19 protein-coding genes are annotated in these 19,735 nt (G+C 38.2%); 15 read left to right on the top strand and 4 right to left on the bottom strand.

What is annotated here, in order from left to right; translation table 11 throughout:
* The first annotated feature begins 234 nt into the window (after positions 1 to 234).
* The 7 genes from ACNHOZ_RS19155 to ACNHOZ_RS19125 all read left to right on the top strand — a co-directional run bounded on the left by ACNHOZ_RS19155 (position 235) and on the right by ACNHOZ_RS19125 (position 6,796).
* On the top strand, positions 235 to 432 hold the full coding sequence (locus tag ACNHOZ_RS19155) for an IDEAL domain-containing protein (RefSeq protein ID WP_013082792.1): 198 nt from the start codon (positions 235 to 237) through the stop codon (positions 430 to 432).
* Positions 433 to 658: 226 nt separating this feature from the next.
* Positions 659 to 1,078, top strand: coding sequence for a universal stress protein (locus ACNHOZ_RS19150; RefSeq protein ID WP_028413689.1), 420 nt, complete (start codon positions 659 to 661; stop codon positions 1,076 to 1,078).
* A gap of 483 nt (positions 1,079 to 1,561) precedes the next feature.
* The gene (locus tag ACNHOZ_RS19145; RefSeq protein WP_255900510.1) at positions 1,562 to 2,938 is read left to right on the top strand and encodes a sensor histidine kinase; all 1,377 of its coding nucleotides are present in this window, start codon (positions 1,562 to 1,564) and stop codon (positions 2,936 to 2,938) included.
* A 1-nt stretch (position 2,939) separates the two neighbouring features.
* Positions 2,940 to 3,620: a response regulator transcription factor gene (locus ACNHOZ_RS19140; protein ID WP_047751141.1), complete on the top strand. Its 681-nt coding sequence runs from the start codon at positions 2,940 to 2,942 to the stop codon at positions 3,618 to 3,620.
* 119 nt (positions 3,621 to 3,739) lie between these two features.
* Positions 3,740 to 4,072, top strand: coding sequence for a metal-sensitive transcriptional regulator (locus tag ACNHOZ_RS19135; protein ID WP_014460516.1), 333 nt, complete (start codon positions 3,740 to 3,742; stop codon positions 4,070 to 4,072).
* 14 nt (positions 4,073 to 4,086) lie between these two features.
* Positions 4,087 to 4,293, top strand: a complete 207-nt coding sequence (gene copZ, locus ACNHOZ_RS19130; RefSeq protein ID WP_013082796.1) for a copper chaperone CopZ — start codon at positions 4,087 to 4,089, stop codon at positions 4,291 to 4,293.
* Positions 4,294 to 4,378: 85 nt separating this feature from the next.
* The gene (locus ACNHOZ_RS19125; RefSeq protein WP_255900515.1) at positions 4,379 to 6,796 is read left to right on the top strand and encodes a heavy metal translocating P-type ATPase; all 2,418 of its coding nucleotides are present in this window, start codon (positions 4,379 to 4,381) and stop codon (positions 6,794 to 6,796) included.
* A gap of 137 nt (positions 6,797 to 6,933) precedes the next feature.
* Here the strand turns inward: ACNHOZ_RS19125 and ACNHOZ_RS19120 are convergent, their stop codons facing one another.
* Entirely contained in the window at positions 6,934 to 7,362 is a 429-nt protein-coding gene (locus ACNHOZ_RS19120; RefSeq protein ID WP_028413685.1) for a hypothetical protein, read from the bottom strand.
* A 228-nt stretch (positions 7,363 to 7,590) separates the two neighbouring features.
* On the opposite strand from ACNHOZ_RS19120, the gene ACNHOZ_RS19115 reads away from it, so the two are divergent.
* From ACNHOZ_RS19115 to ACNHOZ_RS19105, 3 genes are all read left to right on the top strand, one after another.
* The gene (locus ACNHOZ_RS19115; RefSeq protein WP_047751138.1) at positions 7,591 to 8,148 is read left to right on the top strand and encodes a YdhK family protein; all 558 of its coding nucleotides are present in this window, start codon (positions 7,591 to 7,593) and stop codon (positions 8,146 to 8,148) included.
* Between the two features lie 142 nt (positions 8,149 to 8,290).
* On the top strand, positions 8,291 to 9,598 hold the full coding sequence (locus tag ACNHOZ_RS19110; RefSeq protein WP_034264501.1) for an MFS transporter: 1,308 nt from the start codon (positions 8,291 to 8,293) through the stop codon (positions 9,596 to 9,598).
* 596 nt (positions 9,599 to 10,194) lie between these two features.
* Positions 10,195 to 10,515: a 2Fe-2S iron-sulfur cluster-binding protein gene (locus tag ACNHOZ_RS19105; RefSeq protein WP_048021341.1), complete on the top strand. Its 321-nt coding sequence runs from the start codon at positions 10,195 to 10,197 to the stop codon at positions 10,513 to 10,515.
* Positions 10,516 to 10,739: 224 nt separating this feature from the next.
* Here ACNHOZ_RS19105 and ACNHOZ_RS19100 read toward each other — a convergent pair whose 3' ends face one another.
* A complete protein-coding gene (locus tag ACNHOZ_RS19100) occupies positions 10,740 to 11,306 on the bottom strand; it encodes a peptidoglycan-binding domain-containing protein (protein ID WP_048021339.1) in 567 nt (188 codons plus the stop codon).
* A 550-nt stretch (positions 11,307 to 11,856) separates the two neighbouring features.
* On the opposite strand from ACNHOZ_RS19100, the gene ACNHOZ_RS19095 reads away from it, so the two are divergent.
* Positions 11,857 to 12,849 carry a YibE/F family protein gene (locus ACNHOZ_RS19095; protein WP_034264529.1) on the top strand — a complete coding sequence of 331 codons (993 nt, stop codon included), beginning with the start codon at positions 11,857 to 11,859 and terminating at the stop codon, positions 12,847 to 12,849.
* Entirely contained in the window at positions 12,846 to 13,628 is a 783-nt protein-coding gene (locus ACNHOZ_RS19090) for a YibE/F family protein (protein WP_048021337.1), read from the top strand. Before ACNHOZ_RS19095 ends, ACNHOZ_RS19090 begins: the two co-directional genes overlap by 4 nt.
* A gap of 168 nt (positions 13,629 to 13,796) precedes the next feature.
* Here ACNHOZ_RS19090 and ACNHOZ_RS19085 read toward each other — a convergent pair whose 3' ends face one another.
* Complete coding sequence (locus ACNHOZ_RS19085; RefSeq protein ID WP_063247254.1) at positions 13,797 to 14,498, bottom strand: hypothetical protein; 702 nt, start codon at positions 14,496 to 14,498, stop codon at positions 13,797 to 13,799.
* A gap of 72 nt (positions 14,499 to 14,570) precedes the next feature.
* Entirely contained in the window at positions 14,571 to 15,257 is a 687-nt protein-coding gene (locus ACNHOZ_RS19080) for a hypothetical protein (protein ID WP_223546544.1), read from the bottom strand.
* A 291-nt stretch (positions 15,258 to 15,548) separates the two neighbouring features.
* On the opposite strand from ACNHOZ_RS19080, the gene ACNHOZ_RS19075 reads away from it, so the two are divergent.
* From ACNHOZ_RS19075 to ACNHOZ_RS19065, 3 genes are all read left to right on the top strand, one after another.
* Positions 15,549 to 15,899, top strand: coding sequence for an ArsR/SmtB family transcription factor (locus ACNHOZ_RS19075; protein ID WP_013056623.1), 351 nt, complete (start codon positions 15,549 to 15,551; stop codon positions 15,897 to 15,899).
* A 15-nt stretch (positions 15,900 to 15,914) separates the two neighbouring features.
* Entirely contained in the window at positions 15,915 to 17,213 is a 1,299-nt protein-coding gene (locus tag ACNHOZ_RS19070; protein ID WP_033578744.1) for an arsenical efflux pump membrane protein ArsB, read from the top strand.
* Positions 17,214 to 17,478: 265 nt separating this feature from the next.
* Positions 17,479 to 19,632, top strand: coding sequence for a DNA topoisomerase III (locus tag ACNHOZ_RS19065; RefSeq protein ID WP_048021333.1), 2,154 nt, complete (start codon positions 17,479 to 17,481; stop codon positions 19,630 to 19,632).
* Positions 19,633 to 19,735: the final 103 nt, after the last annotated feature.

The raw sequence follows: 19,735 nt of genomic DNA, 5'->3' as shown, positions 1-19,735 counted from the left end.
CGTAGGTTTCGTTTATGTGGGTAGATGCTTCTAGCGCTTGCACGGAAATCAACAGCGGTGTCACAAGCGGTTCAGCTCATGTATCCAATTTGTTTGTCTTTAGATTGAATTGATTTCGCTATGTCTTAATCTCGGTTTTTGGGGGTAAAATTTAAAATGAAAAATAAGAAAAAATATTTGAATAATTATATGATTTCTTATATAATAGCGAAAAGGATGAGGAGTTGACTTGTAATGGAAAACTATACGTCCCGCAAAATGACACGAGAAGAAGTAAAAGTATCAGACGCGACAGCAGCTCAACTAGTGCTAAACAAATCTCTTCGTGACTTTAAAAAAGCACAGCTTTTACTGCAAATCGATCAGTCTTTAGAAAAAAGAGATAAAGAAACTTTTTTACGTTTAACTGAAGAGTTAAAAGAAGTTTGTTAAATAACCTACCAACATAAACAATCAGCCTTTGCTTCTAGTGAGCAAAGGCTTTTTATATGGGAAAAAACGGATAAATGTTTTGTTTTTTCTGAAAGCGGTAAAAGTATAGTATGGATGATAAAGCAAAAATCAAGAAGTCTCTTACTTTATTATTTGTTGCTTTATCATCTACAGCATCTAGATGGTAATACATCATGAAAGAACAAAAAGAGAGAGGGTTCTTGATATGTATAACAAAATCTTAGTCGCCTTTGATGGTTCCGCACCTTCTATTCGTGCTCTTCAACATGCAAGTAAACTAGCTGAAAGCGTAAATGCTAATAAGCTGACAATTGTACATATTAAGGAAAGAATTCACTTGCAGCAGCCTGTTTTTAGCGTTGACTTGGACGCACTGATAGAAGAAGAAAACCGCGATATTTTATCTGAAGCTCACAATCATTTAACTCAATCAGGTATTCCATATGAGGCATACGGTGTAGAAGGCACCGCTTCAAAGAAAATTATTGAATACGCACGTGACAATCAACAAGACGTCATTGTGATAGGAAGCCGAGGAAAGGGCTTTGTTAAAGAGACCTTTCTAGGAAGTGTAAGTCACGAAGTTGCTCAATCTGCAGAATGTCCTGTTATTATTGTTAAATAAAAAGAGGCTGGGGTAAAAGTAGTTTAGTTAAAGAAAAATCCGAACGATGAATCGAGATTCTTGATGAAGAATCCAACTCGTTTGGATTTTTTTATTGGTATGGTGAACGTAGGTTTCATGTATATAGTTGCTTCTAGCAGTTGATTGGAGGGTAAGACGAAGACTCCTGCGGGGAAAGCGAAGTCTTGCACGAAAATCAACTGCGGTGTGACCAGTAATTTATACTAGCTCCCTTATCCAATTTGTTCGTCTTTAGATTAGAGTGATTTTGTTAGGTCTCAATTTCTTTTTGCTTTTGGATTATGTATTGCTGTACGCTTCGTAAGTTCGAAATTTGCTGTATGATAAACTTACTTCATACGCTAAGCTGTCAGATACCCGTGGTAAAATGTCAAAGAATAATCGTTATTTAATTAGGTATGTTTTATTCTGCACAGTTTCTTCATTTATTACTTTTATAATGAAAGCAAGGGATGTGAATAAATGAATCGTATTTCTATTAAGCTTGGACTCTTGTTTTTAATGTTCATTTTACTAATTGAAGCCGCTCTCTTTTTCTATTTATATAGCGGTCTTGCCAATACACGAATTTCAGAGGAGCTGCAAAGCTTGCGTTTAAGAGGAAACAGTCACCGGGAAGTATTAGAGAAGCATCATGATTCTGCTACGCTTAACCATGTTGCACTGATGGAATCAGAAGCAGAAACTGATGTTATCATAACGGATAAAACAGGGGAAATTATCAGTTCGTCTAGACCTTTAATTCAAGGTGCAAGAAAAGCAGTAGAGAAATGGAAAGGAAAGTCTTTTACATATAAAGGTGAAATTATGCAAGGCGACTGGAAAAGCAAACCTTATATCGCCACGGCATCACCTATTAAAGAAGGCCATCAACAGTTCGGAACGGTTTATATGTTCAAAAACACAAAGGATATTCACGAAATGATTGCGAGACTACAGCATCATTTTTACGTAGCGGGAGCTGTGTCCGTTTTATTTTCCATTGTGACTATTTTTGCTCTGTCTAAATTTATAACCGCTCCTTTAATCAAAATGAAAAAAGCAACTGAGAAGCTGAGTCAAGGAGATTTGTCTGTGAAACTTGGCGCTCATTCAAGAGATGAACTCGGACAATTAGGAATGTCCATTCAGTCGTTAGCGAATGAGCTGCAGCGGTTACGAAAAGAGAGAAATGAATTTTTAAGCAGCATTTCACATGAACTTCAAACGCCTTTGATGTATTTAAAGGGCTATGCAGACGTAGCAAGAAGGCCTTCTAATACACCGCAAGAACGTGATAAGTATCTTGCTATTGTGGAAGAAGAAGCAGGAAGAATTTCACAGTTAGTCAAAGATTTGTTTCAGCTGGCTCAGCTGGATCAGCATACATTTTTTATTCAAAAACAAAAAGTAGAGCTAGCTACGTATTTGCACACCGTATGCGCGCATTTTCATTTAGCTTTAAAAGAAAAGGAGCTGGAGCTGGAGATAAGCTGCCCTCAAGGTCTTTACGTTTCACTAGATCCTGAAAGATTTCAGCAAGTGATTATCAATTTACTTGATAACGCAATGAACTATTCAAAAGAAGGGACTAAAATTGATTTAAGTGTAAAAAAATCAGCTGAATCATTGACAATAACTATTAAAGATCAAGGAATAGGCATTCCAGAAAAAGATCTACCTTACGTATTTGACAAGCTGTATCGAGTGGAAAAATCCCGCTCGAGAAAAAGCGGAGGCTACGGATTAGGCTTATCAATTGTAAAGGAGATTGTAGAAGCTCATGGAGGAGAAATAACAATCACAAGCGAGACGGGAAAAGGAACGACTGTAGAGATTGTATTAAGAGAGGATGGATAGGATGGCAACTATTTTATTAGTAGATGATGAAGCAAGGATGCTGGATTTACTAGAACTTTATCTGCTGCCAAACGGATTTACATGTATAAAATTTGAAAAAGGCACAGAAGCGCTGCGCTATCTTTATGAAGGTAACAAAGCAGATTTGATGTTATTAGATATTATGATGCCAAGCGAAGATGGGTGGGAGATTTGTCAAAAAGTAAGAAAAATGTCTGATCTACCGGTCATTATGCTCACAGCTCGCAGTCAAACGTTAGATGTAGTAAAAGGATTAAATATAGGGGCAGACGACTATATTACCAAACCGTTTAGCGAAGAAGAATTGGTTGCACGCATCGGTGCGGTTCTTAGACGTTCGTTAAAGGAAAAACATGAAATCACCTACAAAGGGTTAGTATGGAGCAAGGAAAATCACGTATTACAATATAAAGATCAGCAGATTCAAGTAACGCCTAAAGAGTTTGAATTGGTGGGGTTACTTCTTCAGCATTTAAATCGTGTGTTCAGCCGAGACGACTTGCTTGTGTTAGTGTGGGGATATGAGGCGGAGATTGGAGACCGTACTATTGACTCTCATGTGCGAAATGTTCGGGATAAGCTTAGAAAAGCGGGCTTTCCCGTAGACGAATACTTGCAAACCGTATGGGGAATAGGCTATAAGTGGGTTGATGTTAGTTGAAAATGATATGAGCATAGCTACTGAAATTGGTGAAAAGATAAAGTAAGCAGAAGCCAGCTTTTCGCTTTACATAGGGTAGGGGGGTATAGTATCATGAAGTTATGAAGGGAGGATGTTAGATGGTCGAAGCGAATCACATGAATAGTGAAGAAAAATGTTGTACGATAAATAGTGAAAGAAAAAGTCACCATTCTCCAGAAGTGAAAAAAAACCTGACAAGCCGATTAAATCGAATTGAAGGACAAATTCGAGGAATTAAAGGATTAATTGAAAAAGATACGTATTGTGACGACGTGATTACTCAAATCGCAGCTGCGCAGTCTGCTTTGAATAGTGTAAGTAAAATTTTGCTTGAAGGTCACTTGAAGCATTGCATTGTAGAACGTGTGCAAGCTGGTGATGAAGAAGTAGTGGATGAATTATTAACAACCATTAAACGATTAATGAAATAAAGGAGATGCTAGAAATGGAAAACGTAACATTATCAGTACAAGGAATGTCTTGCGGTCATTGTGTCAAAGCTGTTGAAGGCGGCGTAGGAGAACTTAATGGCGTTAAAAGCGTAGAAGTAAGCTTAGAAGATGCAAAAGTAACGGTTGCATTTGATCCAAGTCAAGTAACGGTCGAAGATATTAAAGAAGCTATTGATGACCAAGGTTATGACGTAGCATAAACAGCATCGCGTGCGAATACCTTCGCACGCTTGATTTAGGAGAAAAATATACCCCTTGTAGGTATGTGACAGGAGGCGAAACACGGTGAGTGACAAACAAAAAGAAGCCACCTTGCAAATTACGGGTATGACATGTGCAGCGTGTTCTAACCGGATTGAAAAAGGGTTAAAAAAAATAGAAGGTGTAAAAGAAGCAAATGTGAATTTGGCTTTGGAAAGATCTACTATCATATTTGATCCGTCTAAAACAAGTCCACAGGCCTTTGAAGAAAAAATCGAAAAGCTTGGGTACGGAGTTGTAAGTGAAAAAGCCGAATTTGCTATTACGGGCATGACGTGCGCCGCTTGTTCGACTCGGATTGAAAAAGGGTTAAACAAATTAGAAGGCGTGACAAAGGCAAGTGTTAACCTTGCTTTAGAAACGGCTTCTGTTGAATACAGCCCTTCTCAAATAGATCCGCAAGACATAACGCAGCGAGTTGAAAAGCTTGGATACGGAGCCAAGCTAAAGTCAGAAGAAAAAGAAGAAGAGCAAAGCTACAGAGAAAAAGAACTGAGTAAACAAAAAGGGAAGTTTTGGTTTTCATTTATTTTAAGCGTACCGTTATTATGGGCAATGGTTAGTCATTTTACGTTTACGTCGTTTATTCCTTTGCCTCATATGCTGATGAATCCGTGGGTTCAGCTCGCTTTAGCTACGCCTGTTCAATTCGTCGTAGGTAAGCAATTTTATATAGGCGCATTTAAAGCTCTTCGTAACAAAAGTGCCAACATGGATGTTTTAGTAGCACTAGGTACAAGCGCAGCTTATTTCTATAGTTTATACTCTTCTCTTAAATCGCTTGGCTCATCTGCTCATACTACTCAGCTTTACTATGAAACGAGTGCTATATTAATTACGCTGATTCTTTTAGGGAAATTATTTGAAGCCAATGCCAAAGGCCGTTCTTCAGAAGCAATTAAAAAGATGATGGGTTTACAAGCTAAAACGGCCGTTGTAGTAAGAGACGGAGCGGAAATTGAAATTCCAGTGGAAGAAGTGCAAAAAGGCGAAGTTATTTTTATTAAACCCGGTGAAAAAGTACCTGTAGACGGAGAGATTATTAAAGGACAATCGGCTTTAGATGAGTCCATGCTGACAGGGGAAAGCGTACCGGTAGATAAAAGTATTGGAGATAAAGTAATTGGAGCCACACTCAATAAAAATGGTTTTCTAAAAATAAAAGCTACAAACGTTGGAAAAGAGACGGCGCTTGCGCAAATTATTAAAGTAGTAGAAGAAGCGCAGGGGTCTAAAGCCCCTATTCAGAGATTAGCTGATTATATTTCAGGTATATTCGTGCCAATTGTGGTTGGAATTGCTCTTCTTACGTTCTTTGTCTGGTACATTTGGATTGTGCCTGGCGAATTTGCACCGGCTTTAGAAAAGCTTATTGCCGTATTAGTGATTGCATGTCCATGCGCATTAGGTTTAGCTACTCCAACTTCCATTATGGCGGGGTCGGGCCGCGCAGCAGAATTTGGTATTTTGTTTAAAGGCGGCGAGCATTTAGAAGCGACGCATAAAATCGATACAATTCTTTTAGATAAAACGGGAACTGTTACAAATGGAACGCCTGAGCTAACCGATGTACGTATTGCACAGGGCTACGAAGAAAATGAGCTATTGCAGTTAGTCGCATCGGCTGAGCGTTTATCAGAGCATCCTCTAGCTCAAGCACTCGTAGCAGGTATAAAGAATAAAGGTATAGAAATTCAAGATCCGTTATCTTTTGAAGCGATTCCAGGGCATGGAGTAAGGGCAACTGTACAAGAACGAGAGCTGTTAGTAGGAACAAGAAAGCTTATGAACCAACATAAAGTGAATATTGATGCAGCTTTAGAAGAAATGACAAATTTAGAACGAGAAGGAAAAACGGCCATGCTCGTTGCTCTTGACGGAAAATATGCCGGCATGCTTGCTGTTGCAGACACTATTAAAGAGACTTCTAAAGAAGCAGTTTCTAGGTTAAAAGAGATGGGCTTAGAAGTGATGATGATTACCGGAGATAATCGTCAAACAGCTCAGGCTATTGCGATGCAAGCGGGTATTGAGCACGTTATAGCAGAAGTGTTGCCAGAAGGCAAAGCAGAAGAAGTGAAAAAGCTTCAGCAGCAAGGTAAAAAAGTCGCAATGGTAGGAGACGGTATTAACGATGCTCCTGCACTTGCGTTAGCTGATATTGGAATGGCCATCGGAACAGGAACGGATGTAGCGATGGAAGCCGCTGATATTACGCTGATGCGAGGAGACTTGATGAGCATTGCAGATGCGATTGAAATGAGTAGAAAAACGATTTCTAATATCAAGCAAAATCTATTCTGGGCGATGGGTTATAACACGCTCGGTATTCCAATTGCAGCAGTTGGGCTGTTAGCTCCTTGGGTTGCTGGTGCCGCGATGGCTTTTAGTTCCGTATCGGTTGTATTAAATGCACTGCGATTGCAGAGAGTGAGGCTATAAGGTATGAAAAAGTGGATCCTCTCAGCTATTTTGTACGTGCTTGCCGTTATAGCAGTATATGCTGTGTGGGAAATATAAACTAAAAAATATTTGGGTCACCAAGCCATTTTCGGTGAAAGTGATGTAAAACAAAGCTGCTAAAGAATATTCTTTAGCAGCTTTGTCAGGTGCAAGGAATTTTTTTGATTCAATTCATATCCTTTAAGATGAAGGTCTTCTGGATGCTTTTGCTGAGCAATTAACACATCACGTCCATCATCCATAATCCAAATGAAATAATGACGGCTAGAACCATCTCCATAGGTAATAGTCATTTTGCAATCGATGCTCCCAGCAGACTCTTCATCTAAGAGAAGTTTCATGCGCTCAGCCTTTTTTATACTATTGGTGAATGTATTCATATCTTGTTCATCGATAAACGTTTTGAGTGTTTTCATTTTAATGGACGTTACTTCTATCTTTTGTACGCTAGGTGAGAGCGTGGACTGTGCGGAAGCAAAGGGGGCTCCCATCACCAAGCTAACTACAAGTAAGAGTGAGGATAGAGCAAAGCGTATTTTTAGCATGTTTCTTTCCTCCTTTTATTTTTATACTTTTTCCTAGTGGTAAGTGTTTCATACGAAGGCCTTTTTTAGGCATAGGAAATTTTCGTACCTAATTACCTTCATCTTCACAAAATCTGCACAAAGTCTGGCTACAATAAAGAAAAGAAGAAGAGTATGCAAAGATAAGTTGTTTCTAAGGATTAAAGGATTTTTATTTTAAAATTTATTAGGTGGAAAAGAGGGACTGTCATGAAAAAACAGCTATTTATTCTTGGTGCATCTGTCATTATTGGACTAAGCGGATGCGGAAACGATTCTAGTCATGAAAAACCTTCAGCTGACAAAAATGAATCCATGCACGATCACTCAGAGATGAATCACTCTAGTTCAGGAGAGGTTCCAAAAGGATTAAAGCAAGCTGAGAATCCAACATATAAAGTTGGAGATAAAGCCGTTATGAAAGCTGATCATATGAAAGGCATGAACGGGGCTGAAGCAACGATTGTTGGTGCTTACGATACTACGGCCTATACCGTTTCGTATACGCCAAAGACTGGCGGGGAAAAAGTAAAAAATCATAAGTGGGTTATTCAAGAAGAAATAAAAGATGCGGGTAACGAGCAGTTAAAGCCAGGCAGCGAAGTGACGCTTGAAGCAGATCATATGAAAGGTATGAAAGGGGCAAAAGCAACGATTGATTCAGCCGAAAAAACAACGGTATATATGGTAGACTACACGCCGACTACAGGCGGAGAGAAAGTGAAAAATCATAAGTGGGTAACGGAAGATGAGCTTTCAGCAAAATAGACTGTTAGCGAGAAAAAAGCTGGACAAAAGTATTTTTTATGGGTATGGTGAGCGTAGGTTTTATGTAGTGTCTTCTAGCTGCGGTATTAAGTAGAATGCTACGGTAATAAAACGAACAAACTACTGATGAAAGGAGCTAGCTATGAGTGAACATACAGTAAAGCGAACAGGACGCACACGATGGTTCATTTCATCTTTGTTAAGCAGTATGATTATTTTAAACTATTTTGATCGTGTAGCGGTGTCAGTGGCCGCTCCTGCAATACAAGATGCATTTCACTTAACGGGAACAGAGCTTGGAATCGTCTTTTCTATTTATACGTATTCTTATACGATTATGCAAATACCTGCGGGAAGCTTGCTTGATCGGTTCGGAGTAGCATGGGTGACAAGAGTCGGTATGGTGATTTGGAGTTTATTAACGATGTCGATGGCTTTTTTGCAAGGAAAACTTCTTCTCTATATTGTCCGATTTTTAATAGGAATAATGAGTGCTTCTGCATTTCCGGCAGCATCAAAAGCTACGTCGCTATGGTTTCCTCCAAATGAAAGAAGCTTACCAAATTCTTTGTTTGATTCAGCGGCCAAATTTTCGAATGTACTTGGCGCGCCTCTTGTAGCGTTTCTCATCACCAAATTTGATTGGCGCACAGCATTTTTATCTATTGGAATTATAAACGTGCTGTTTACGCTGCTGTTTTGGTTTTATTACGAAAAGCCAGAAAAGCATAGACGCATATCAGATGATGAGCTGAAGTATATTCAAGAAAATAATCTAAATGCAAACGATGAGCAAACATCAAAATTTTTACATACCTTGAAAGTATTATTTACGAATCGAAAAGTTTGGGGGCTAATGATTGGGTTTACAGGCTATGGATATACGTTTAATTTACTGTTAACGTGGCTGCCAACTTTTTTAAAAGAAAAATACGGTATGGATATCATGTCATCGGGCCTGCTTACGGCAGTACCTTGGCTAATTGCTACATTTGCTGGCATTTTAGTAGGTGGGTGGCTTGTTGATTACCTCATAAAAAAAGGTTATGACAGTCAAAAAGTATATCGCACCATCATTGTTATAGGATTATGCTTAGGGTTTGTTTTTTTAGGCTCTATTTTCACTAATAGTGTCGTCTTAGCGATGATTTGTATCTCGATTGGACTGGCAGGTATATCTGCAACCGCACCAATCGGCTGGTCTATTTCTGCAGAAATTGCACCTGCAGGCTCTATTTCCCTTCTTAGTTCTATTGTTAATTTAGCTAATAATTTGTTTGGAGGAATTATAGCTACAGCTTTAACAGGGTACCTTTTAGATAAAACAGGTTCTTTTAACCTAAGCTTTATGGTAGCGGGAATTGTATTGTTGCTAGGCTTAATTTTTTATATTTATGTGCTAGGAGATATTAAACAAATTAAAATTCCAAAAAATCAACGTACGAAGTAAAACCCCATGACTCGTTATGGGGTTTTACTTTTGATTATAAATAACGACCTTGCTTGTGCGTTTAGCGATGTGAGAAACGCTATTAAGAAGGGAAATAGGGTAAATTTGTTTGTTTAAAACATATGATAGAGACTTATTTTAAAACAGAATTGTTAGTATAGCATGTTCTTAAAAAGGTTAAGATGGTTTTTATGAAGAAACCTTGTGTCTAGTTTTGTTATTTCAGCAGAAGTAGATACGAACCGCACTATAAAAAAATAGAAAGGCAGAGGAACATGAATCATAAAGAAAGTGAAAGCAATACTGAGTTAAATCAAAGTCATTTGTTAAAGGAGCCTCAGCGCATAGAATTATCTAAGTACCAAATTTTAAAGGCACTGATACCTGTTATTATACTTGGGCTTGTCGTTTTAGTGGCCGTATTACAAAACGATGGTCTTCTTAATTGGATCTAGGCATGTAAAAGGGGTCTGTAACGTACAAACAGACGTCGCAATCAGTAGAAATAATGGATTGCAACTTAGGCATGCAACAAAAAAACTGCATAGAGTGTAATTCAAATCGCTTGGATACAGTAGAGGGAAAGAGGGAGATATATGCCAAGAGTAACCGTTTTAGGATACGGCAGTTTTGAAGTGGCAAAAGGAAAAAAGCTTGTCTTGGCACTCGAAGACAACGGTATAAATATTCTTCATCGGTGCGGTGGGAAAGCTAAATGCACGACTTGCAGGGTAGAAGTGCTCGAAGGTGAATATTGTGATTTAACACATGCGGAGAAAAATGCATACTCAGAAAGTTCAATTGAAGATCATTTGCGCTTATCGTGCCAAATTCGTGTAAATGAAGATGTCACCGTTCGGCCAATACTAACGGTAGAAAGCTCAGGACGAGAAGCAGGACCTCGACCCACAGAGTAGTCATGTAATTGCAAAAAGCAGCGTGTGGAATGTTTACATGCTGCTTTTTGTATGTTTACTTAAAAAAATAACAAGAACAGCTAAGGGGAGTAGCAGCTGTTCTTGTTCAAGTAAAATACCTACGGAATGATTCCTTTAAATTTTAGCATTCTGTAAGGCGGGCAGTAAATCACTCAAAAGAGTGATTATAAAGGCTTTTTTCGAACGGTTATCTGCAAATAGATTTAATTGGATTCTTCAATCACATCTCCACTTTTGTAAATATGATACCAGCCTATGGTACCTGATCCCCCTTGATCCATCCAGTCTTTATTTTTTGCTACGAATCTATAGTAAGCTTTATCGTTGTTATCTTTCCGTAAGCGGTCGTCTGTACTGAAGACAATGTTGTCACCGAGTTCTTTTTTACCGAATGCAATAGCCGTGCTGACAGGAAATTGCTTTCTTTCTACCTTGTTCTCATCTAAAGCTGCCCATGTTAAGGGGCCAACAATACCATCTGGAGACAAGCGGTGATCGGTTTGAAATTCTTTTACTACAGTTTGCGTTCGCGTACCGAAAATGCCATCAACTGATGTGTTATACTTCACATCCTTTAAGCTTTGCTGTAAGTCTCTTACGTAGCTAGAGTGGGAACCTTTACGAAGCGTAGGCCTCGTTTCTGCTTTAGCTTCAATTTTTTGTGAGTAGGCATCTTTAGTAGCTGCTTCAGTAGTTGGAGTGCTGAATGCTACGCATGTTGTTGCAAGCGTAAGAGTAGAAAGCATGACAAGTGTTTTTTTCGTTAACATGAAATAACCTCCTTGTTTTTAGCAACTATTTGTCGCTTTTCATGAGCTTTATAACTAATTAGTAGCTATAAAGTCAACTTATTATAGCGCAGGCAGTTTTCTATTTGTTTTTATATTCCTATGATTATATAAGATAGTCATAAAAAACTAGTGAAGTAGATAAATCGTTCTATGTTTTCACTATAATTTCATTTTTCTCTGATACAGTACGGAAGGAAAAAACAGCAGGTTTAAGCGTCTTGTGTACCTGGAGTATGTCTTGCTCTATAACGCTCATAATAAACGAATGAAAAGACTGCAAAGGGAATTTGGATCTCTTTGCAGTCTCTTCATGTTCAAAAGCTCTGCGTTCAACTGATAACCAGAAAGGAAAGTATTTATGTCTACTTTGTATGCTCAGCACATAAGGAACCTTTTTTCGAAAATAAAGTCCAATAAATCATCACGGAAACAAATTTTTCTCTACATATTAGGGATTTGCTGTTTGTGTATAGCGCTCATTGTAACAAACCACAATTATTCTCTTTATAAAAAACCAATAGCTCAGGTAGTGAAGACGAATGTTGTAGAAAAAAACAAATCTGCTGATTTAAATCATAACAAAGATACCGTATACTCTCAGGAAATTGTTGCTAAAATAATGAACGGAAAATATAAAGGAAGGCTTATCCATTTAGAGAATACGTACTCATATTCAGGTGCTTATGATCAAAAGTATACTGTCGGAACAGATCTTTTTGTCTCCTTAGAAAAGAATTCACAGCATGCTCTAAATGGAACGATTGAAGGAGTGAAGCGGGACAAGCAGGTTACCGCTGTCGCTGGTTTATTTATATTAATTTTGCTGGCTATTGGAAGAAAACAAGGTTTTTATTCAATCATTAGCTTATTTATTAATATTGTTCTTTTAATCGGGGCCCTCAATGTATATTTAGCACTAGGAAATGTGAGCTTGCTAGCTGTATGTATTGTTGCGGTCGTTCTTTTTACGGTTATTTCTTTGTTATTAGTAAGCGGTAATAAAGAAAAAACGCATGTAGCAATTATTTCAACTTTAATAGGTACATTTGTTTCTCTTTTAATCGCGTATGGTGTCATGCAACTAACAGATTCTAATGGCCTTCATTATGAAGGAATGGAGTTTGTGACGATTCCTCCTCAAAAAATATTTATGAGTGAGGTATTAATAGGATCTTTAGGAGCTGTTATGGATGTAGCGATTACGATTACTTCTTCTGTCTATGAACTATATGAAAAAAATAAAGAGATTGCGCGCAAAGATTTACTGAAATCAGGCAAAGAAATTGGTGGAGACATCATGGGAGCTATGACGAATATTTTATTTTTTTCATATATAAGCGGAACAATCCCAATGGTTCTTCTTTATTTAAAGAATGGCTCTCCTTTAGGATATACGTTTTCGATGAATTTCTCCTTGGAGTTAATCCGTGCTCTTACTGGCAGCATTGGCATTGTTTTAACGATTCCCATTACACTCTATCTTTCGATTCTTTTTATTTTTAGAAAGGGGAACAGAAAGTGAACGTTTTACTATTGCTTGCTCTTATTTTATTTATTCTGATGAGTGTTGTGGGCGGAAAAAAAGGAATCCGGTCTTTCCTTGCGCTGTTCTTGAATTTTGGCGTTATTTTTCTCACCATTCTCTTTATGCTGTCTATAAAAAATACGATTGTTGTTACGTTAATCGCTTGTACAATCATTAGCTGCATTAATTTATTTTATATTAATAAATTCAATCATAAAACGCTTGCTGCGTTTGTTTCAACGATTATTACCTTAGCTGTTTTAGTACTCTTTATTTTTATTATTGAACATCATGCAATGATTCAAGGATTTGGAGAAGAACAGGAAGAAGAAATTAACGCTTTTTCACTTTATGTTGGAATTGACTTTGCTAAAATAGCCATTTGTACAATTATTATGGGTGCCATAGGAGCGATCATTGATATTTCGCTATCTATTTCGTCTTCTATGAATGAATTATTTGTTCATGATCCGTCCGTAACTAAAAAGAATCTCTTCAATTCTGGTTTGAAAATCGGAAGAGATATTTTGGGCACCACAACCAATACACTGTATTTTGCCTTTGTAGGCGGATATTTGACGTTAATTATCTGGTTTAAGAGATTGTCGTATTCGTTTGGAGACATTATCAATTCAAAAACCTTTTGTGCAGAAGTCATTTCTATTTTAAGCGGGGGCATTGGTGTAGCCATTATTATTCCGATTACCTCTTGGATTAGTGCCTCTATTTTCTTACAAAAAAGAGAAAAAGGGAAGCAGTACAAGGAAATAAAGTAGAGAAGCGTATGGACAAATAAAAACAGAAAGTCATAAGAAACTGCCCCTCCAATGGTTAACCATTGGAGGGGCAGTTCAAATTAACCTCGGCCTATTTGTGGGATTTTGAGAGGAAACTAGGTGGAGGATGGGAGTTGTAATAGCATTAAGGATTACAATCTGTTTTTCTTACTGATAGATAATACGAAAAGGCCAAGAAGCAGAATTTACAGGAGAAGCAGCTTTTACAAGGACCGTCTCACCATTAGCTGGAAGCAGATTCTTAAAAGCATAAATTCTACGTTCACCTCTTGGAGATCCAGGCCCTCTGGAGGTCTTTTGAGGTATAATATTTCGTTCGTTTTTTGGGTCAAGTATCCAGTGTACGTACCAAATCTGACGTAAAAATTGTCTATTTGTACTTTGTGGACGTTCATCAAATATACAGTGATTCACTTGGCCTGTCCAATATAGATATCGCCCGTTTCCTATATGCCATTCATCTTCTGACCGATATCTGATTCCTACACATTCACCGGGATAGATAATATCAGGGATGTTGTAATGACTTTCTCTTTGACAGCTAGGGTCACTATATTGTGTATAAGGTGTGACTTCTACCTTTTCCAATTGATTTTTTCTAAAATACAAATATTGCTGCGTGACTTGCCCTGTCGTTCGATTTACGGCTCGGTGACTTAGAAGAATACCATTATAGGTCTGTAACTTTGTGTTATCGATGCTTCTTGTAACCGTTAAGGTACCGGCATTTGAGCTTATGACACCGCCTACTAATCTTCCATTATGAACACAGTACCCGTTTCTGCATGATGCACCGGCATTAGCTCGATATAGAACTCCTACGCATGTCCCACTAGTAATTAGAGTCAATTATATTCACCTCACATTTCAACGTTGTTTATAGAAATAGCTTTCGAAAGTACTCTTCGTTTGAAGTGATTTCTATAGATCATCTGGGCCATATCGATAGGAAGGCTGTGTTTGAATAAAATAGCCATTTCGTACTTGAGCTACCCAGTTTTGAAATATTTCTCTCCATTCAACACGGTTAAAAAACTCATCAAGCGGCTTTGAAGAATCCCATTCAATGATAAAGAACGGAACTACTGATGGATTCCATACGCCTATACTATTGACACCTGCTTCTTTGATAAGAAGTAAAGGCAGGCCTCGTTGGTAACCCATGCTTGGCTCTATTTGTAAAAATGGAGCACCTTCCCATGATGGTGGCGGAGGTGTACCGCCGGGAATATTCGTCATGGTATAATTGGCGAAGACTTGCTGCATATTCACCGCAATCAATCCATAGCTAGAGAGGATCATTCGGCGAACGCTTGTAATCGTTTTATTAGGATATTGCTCCGTATCAGGCAGTGTACGAGGGAAAAGAAGAGCACGTTCAATTTCATCAATTAAACGATTAAGAAATCTTGTTTGAGTAGCATTAAGCATAGAAGGGTGGCTGAGGAATACAGGAATTTTATAAGCTCTGTCGGCTGTATTTTTTAAAGGGATTTTAGGGGCAGCAGAGGGAGATACTTTATCGTCTCTAAGAGAGTAAGGCTTGTCTACATAATATTTACCATCTTGCGGATTATAATAGGAATAATGTTTTTTAATCGTAATCATCCTTTCTTATTTTTCTCTATATTTTATTCAGATAGACAAAATAAGTATGTATGTTTGTCCAAGGACATTAGGAGCATTTTTACGAGAAAACATATCTATATTATCGTATGTTAGATTTGACTTAAATTAGTAGGGAAAAATAATTTCTTAAATCCAATCCTTAAACAACTACTAAATCACTCTTAGTTCACTAAAAAATTGTAAATCAGTTAAAAATCAATTATAGTAATGAAGCATTAATACATAAGCCCATTTATACATCAGCTGAAAGGGAGTAGGAGGTGTTCATTAATGAGTACAAAATCTATAGATAGTATTGAAAAGGCGGCTCAAATCTTAAAATTATTGGGAGATAAAACAAGGCTTTCGATGGTGAAATTAATAGAGAACAATGAATGTTGTGTGTGTGAGTTCGTGGATATCTATCAAGCTAGCCAACCTTCAATTAGTCAGCATTTGCGAAAATTAAGAGATGCTGAGCTTGTGAAGGAAAGAAGAAAAGGGCAATGGGTTTTTTATTCTCTTAATAAAGAAAGCCAGTACTATGAGTTTGTTCTAGGTATACTTGAATCTGTACCAAGTCAGGACGAACGTTTAAAAGAGCTAGAAAAACAAGGACTGCGTATTAGTTGTTGTGAATAATTGGAGGTTTAAAAAGTGGCATCAGTTGTACTAGCATCATTGATTTTTTTAGTAACACTAATTTTTGTCATTTGGCAGCCGAAGAATTTGTCAATCGGCTGGTCGGCTTGCGGGGGAGCTATCCTTGCTTTACTGGCAGGCGTTGTTGATTTTCAAGACGTTCTTGAGGTAACCAGCATTGTGTGGAATGCGACTCTTACGTTTATTGCTATTATTATTATTTCTTTAATTTTAGATGAAATTGGTTTCTTTGAATGGGCAGCGCTTCATATGGCTAGAGCTGCAGGAGGGAACGGCGTGCGTATGTTTGTCTACGTATCTCTTCTTGGAGCCGTTGTAGCAGCGCTATTTGCTAATGACGGAGCAGCTTTGATTTTAACACCCATTGTTTTAGCCATGGTTCGGGCATTAAAGTTCGACGACAAAATGGTTTTTCCGTTTATTATCGCAAGTGGATTTATTGCGGATACAACTTCGCTGCCGCTTGTTGTTAGTAACTTAGTGAATATCGTATCAGCCGACTTCTTTGGCATTAGCTTTTCTGAATTTGCATCACGCATGATTGTTCCAGATTTAGTTTCTCTGTTTGCAAGTATTATGGTCTTGTATCTGTATTTCCGCAAAAGAATTCCTAAGAAATACAATGTAGCAGATTTGCAGAAGCCAGTGGATGCCATCAAAGATGAAAAGATGTTCCGACTATCTGGAATTGTCTTAGTTTTGCTAGTGCTAGGCTATTTAATTGGAGAATTCTTTAGCGTCCCTGTTTCAATCATCGCAGGTATTATTGCTATTCTGTTTTTGATGATGGCAAAAAAAAGCCGAGCGGTTCATACAAAAAAAGTGCTAAAGGGAGCTCCATGGGCCATTGTCTTTTTTTCTATCGGCATGTATGTCGTTGTATACGGCTTGCGTAATGCTGGTTTAACAGAAATTCTGGCTGATGTGATCCAAGCAACGGCTAGTCATGGACTGTTTGCGGCAACAATTGGCATGGGATTCACTGCCGCTATTCTTTCATCAATTATGAACAATATGCCAACCGTTATGATTGATGCACTAGCAATCGATGCAACACACGCAGCTGGCACAATCAAGGAAGCGCTCGTTTATGCAAACGTCATTGGATCGGATTTAGGTCCGAAAATTACCCCGATTGGTTCTTTAGCAACGCTTTTATGGCTTCATGTTCTGTCAACAAAAGGCGTGAAAATTTCCTGGGGAACGTATCTTAAAACGGGTATTATTTTAACGATTCCGACATTGTTTATTACGCTTGTTGGTTTGTATATTTGGCTATTAATTATTTCATAACATGTCCTAAAAGAGACGTGTTTCAGTCAATAGGATAATCGCTGTTATTAGAAAATTTTAGATGTGTATCGAAGCTGTAGAAAATAATCTACAGCTTTTTTATTGAAAAAGTATAACGGACACTGACACGCTTTTAAAATGGGATATGTATTTCTCATTGAAACTACTTTTCTCCCCATTCATACTCCAACAGCTCTTTCTATGATAAAATAATAAAACTGAATAAGTTTCACATGGAAATTTGAAATGTAAGGTGATTAAATACATGAAGTTAATTATTGCAGAAAAGCCGGATCAAGGATCGACGCTCGCTTCACAGTTCAAGCCGAAGCGTCACGACGGCTATTTAGAGATTCCACCGAATGAAGTGTTTACAGACGGAGCATATGTAACGTGGGCAGTGGGGCATTTATGTCAGCTTGTGAGCCCGGAAGATTATAAGCCGGAGTGGAAAAAGTGGTCAATTGACACGCTGCCGATGATTCCAGACCGTTTTCAATATGAAGTGACGCGCTCAAAAGCAAAGCAGTTTCAAGTGGTAAAAAAATTGCTTAAAAAGCCGACGGTCACAGAAATTATACATGCGGGAGATGCGGGGCGCGAAGGAGAATTAATCGTTCGTAATATCATTCAGCTGTCAGGTGTGCATAAGCCGATGAAGCGATTGTGGATTTCTTCGTTAACGCCAAAAGCCATTTATGATGGGTTTCAACAGTTAAAAGACGAAAGCGACACGCGCAACCTTTATTATGAAGCCTATACAAGAGCATGCGCGGATTGGGTCGTTGGGATGAATGCTTCACGCGTGTATAGTATCTTATTGAAAAAGCATGGGATGTCAGATGTTTTTTCAGCAGGGCGCGTGCAGACACCAACGCTTGCTTTAATTGTAAAGCGTGAAAAGGAAATTGATAATTTTAAATCAGAGCCTTTTTGGGAAGTGCTTGCTAAGTTTGATATTGAAGGAAAAAAGTATGAAGGCAAATGGTATCAAGACGGAGAGTCGCGTCTTAAAGAAAAAGAAATGGCGTATAAAATTGCTCAGTTTTGCGAAGGAAAAGACGCACAAGTTCATGAACTCGTAACGGAGCGAAAAGAGTTCCAGCCGCCTTTATTATTTAACTTATCATCACTTCAAGCAACGGCGAATAAAGCGTTTAAGTTTTCACCTAAAAAGACGCTTGATGTGCTGCAAGGGCTGTACCAGAAAGGAATTGTTTCTTATCCACGATCAGACTCAAACTACGTAACAGAAGGCGAAGCGGAAACGTTTCCTGAGATTTTAGAAAAGCTGAGCGCTTTTTCTGAATACGAACATTTATTTCCGCTTCCGTACTCTTCAATTCTAGGAAATAAACGCTACGTAAATGCAAAAAAAGTGAGCGATCACTATGCGATTATCCCAACGGAACAAGTGAAGGACCCTAGCAAACTGTCAGGAGACGAACAGAAAATTTATGACTTAGTCGTAAGACGGCTAATTGCAGCACACTACGAAAAAGCGATTTTCGACTACACAACGATTACGACACTTGTGGAAAAGCGAGCAGCTTTTATTTCAAAAGGAAAGCAGCAAATTCAAGAAGGCTGGCGCAAGGTAATTTTTCAAAATGAGAAAGACGACGATGTCATTCTTCCGAATGTTCAAGAAGGCGAAGAAGGTAAAGTTATTAAGGTAGACGTAAAAGAAGGCAAAACACAGCCTCCAAAACGCTACACCGAAGGTCAGTTGATTACACTGATGAAGACAGCGGGTAAGCATTTAGATAACGATGAGCTGGAGAAAATTCTAGCAAAGTCAGAAGGCTTAGGAACAGAAGCAACGCGTGCTGGAATCATTACAATGCTTAAAGATCGTAAATATATTGATGTGAAAAAAAACCAAGTGTTTGCGACTGATAAAGGAAAGGTATTGATTGACGCGATTGGAGATAAAATTTTAGCTTCACCAGAAATGACGGCTAAGTGGGAGCAGCGTCTAGCTGAAATTGGAGAAGGAGCAGCATCGGCCGCTGCCTTTATGGAACAAACAAAGAAACTGTCAGCTAAAATTATTGAAGACGCTGTCGAAGCAGAAAGCAAGTGGAACTTCAGCGGATATGACACTGAATCCATTCAGCGAAAAGGCAAGGGAAAAGGTAAAAGTTTTTCCTCTAAATCGTTTGGTCCATGTAAGCTTTGCGACGGAAAAGTAGTCGATAAAGGTTCCTTTTACGGATGCTCAAACTATGCAAAAACAAAATGTACATTTACCGTATCAAAAAAGATTTTAGGTAAAACAGTTACTCAAGCTAATTTAAAAAAGCTGTTAAGCGAAGGACAGACAGATTTGATTGAAGGTTTTAAAAAAGGCGACAAGACTTTTAACGCTAAGTTAGAATGGAAAGAAAACAAAGTACAGTTTTTATTTGAAAAATAGAGAAATAAAAAGTGCTTGCTAAAGATAAAGAGCAGGCGCTTTTTGTATGTAAAAACAGGAGTTTTCCAGCCTTTCTAGAATTTCCTACATAGCTTATTTATGT

Source organism: Priestia sp. D51, assembly GCF_053345675.1.
The sequence above is the reverse complement of the archived record's forward strand: the minus strand, read 5'-3'. Positions and strand labels throughout refer to the sequence as shown.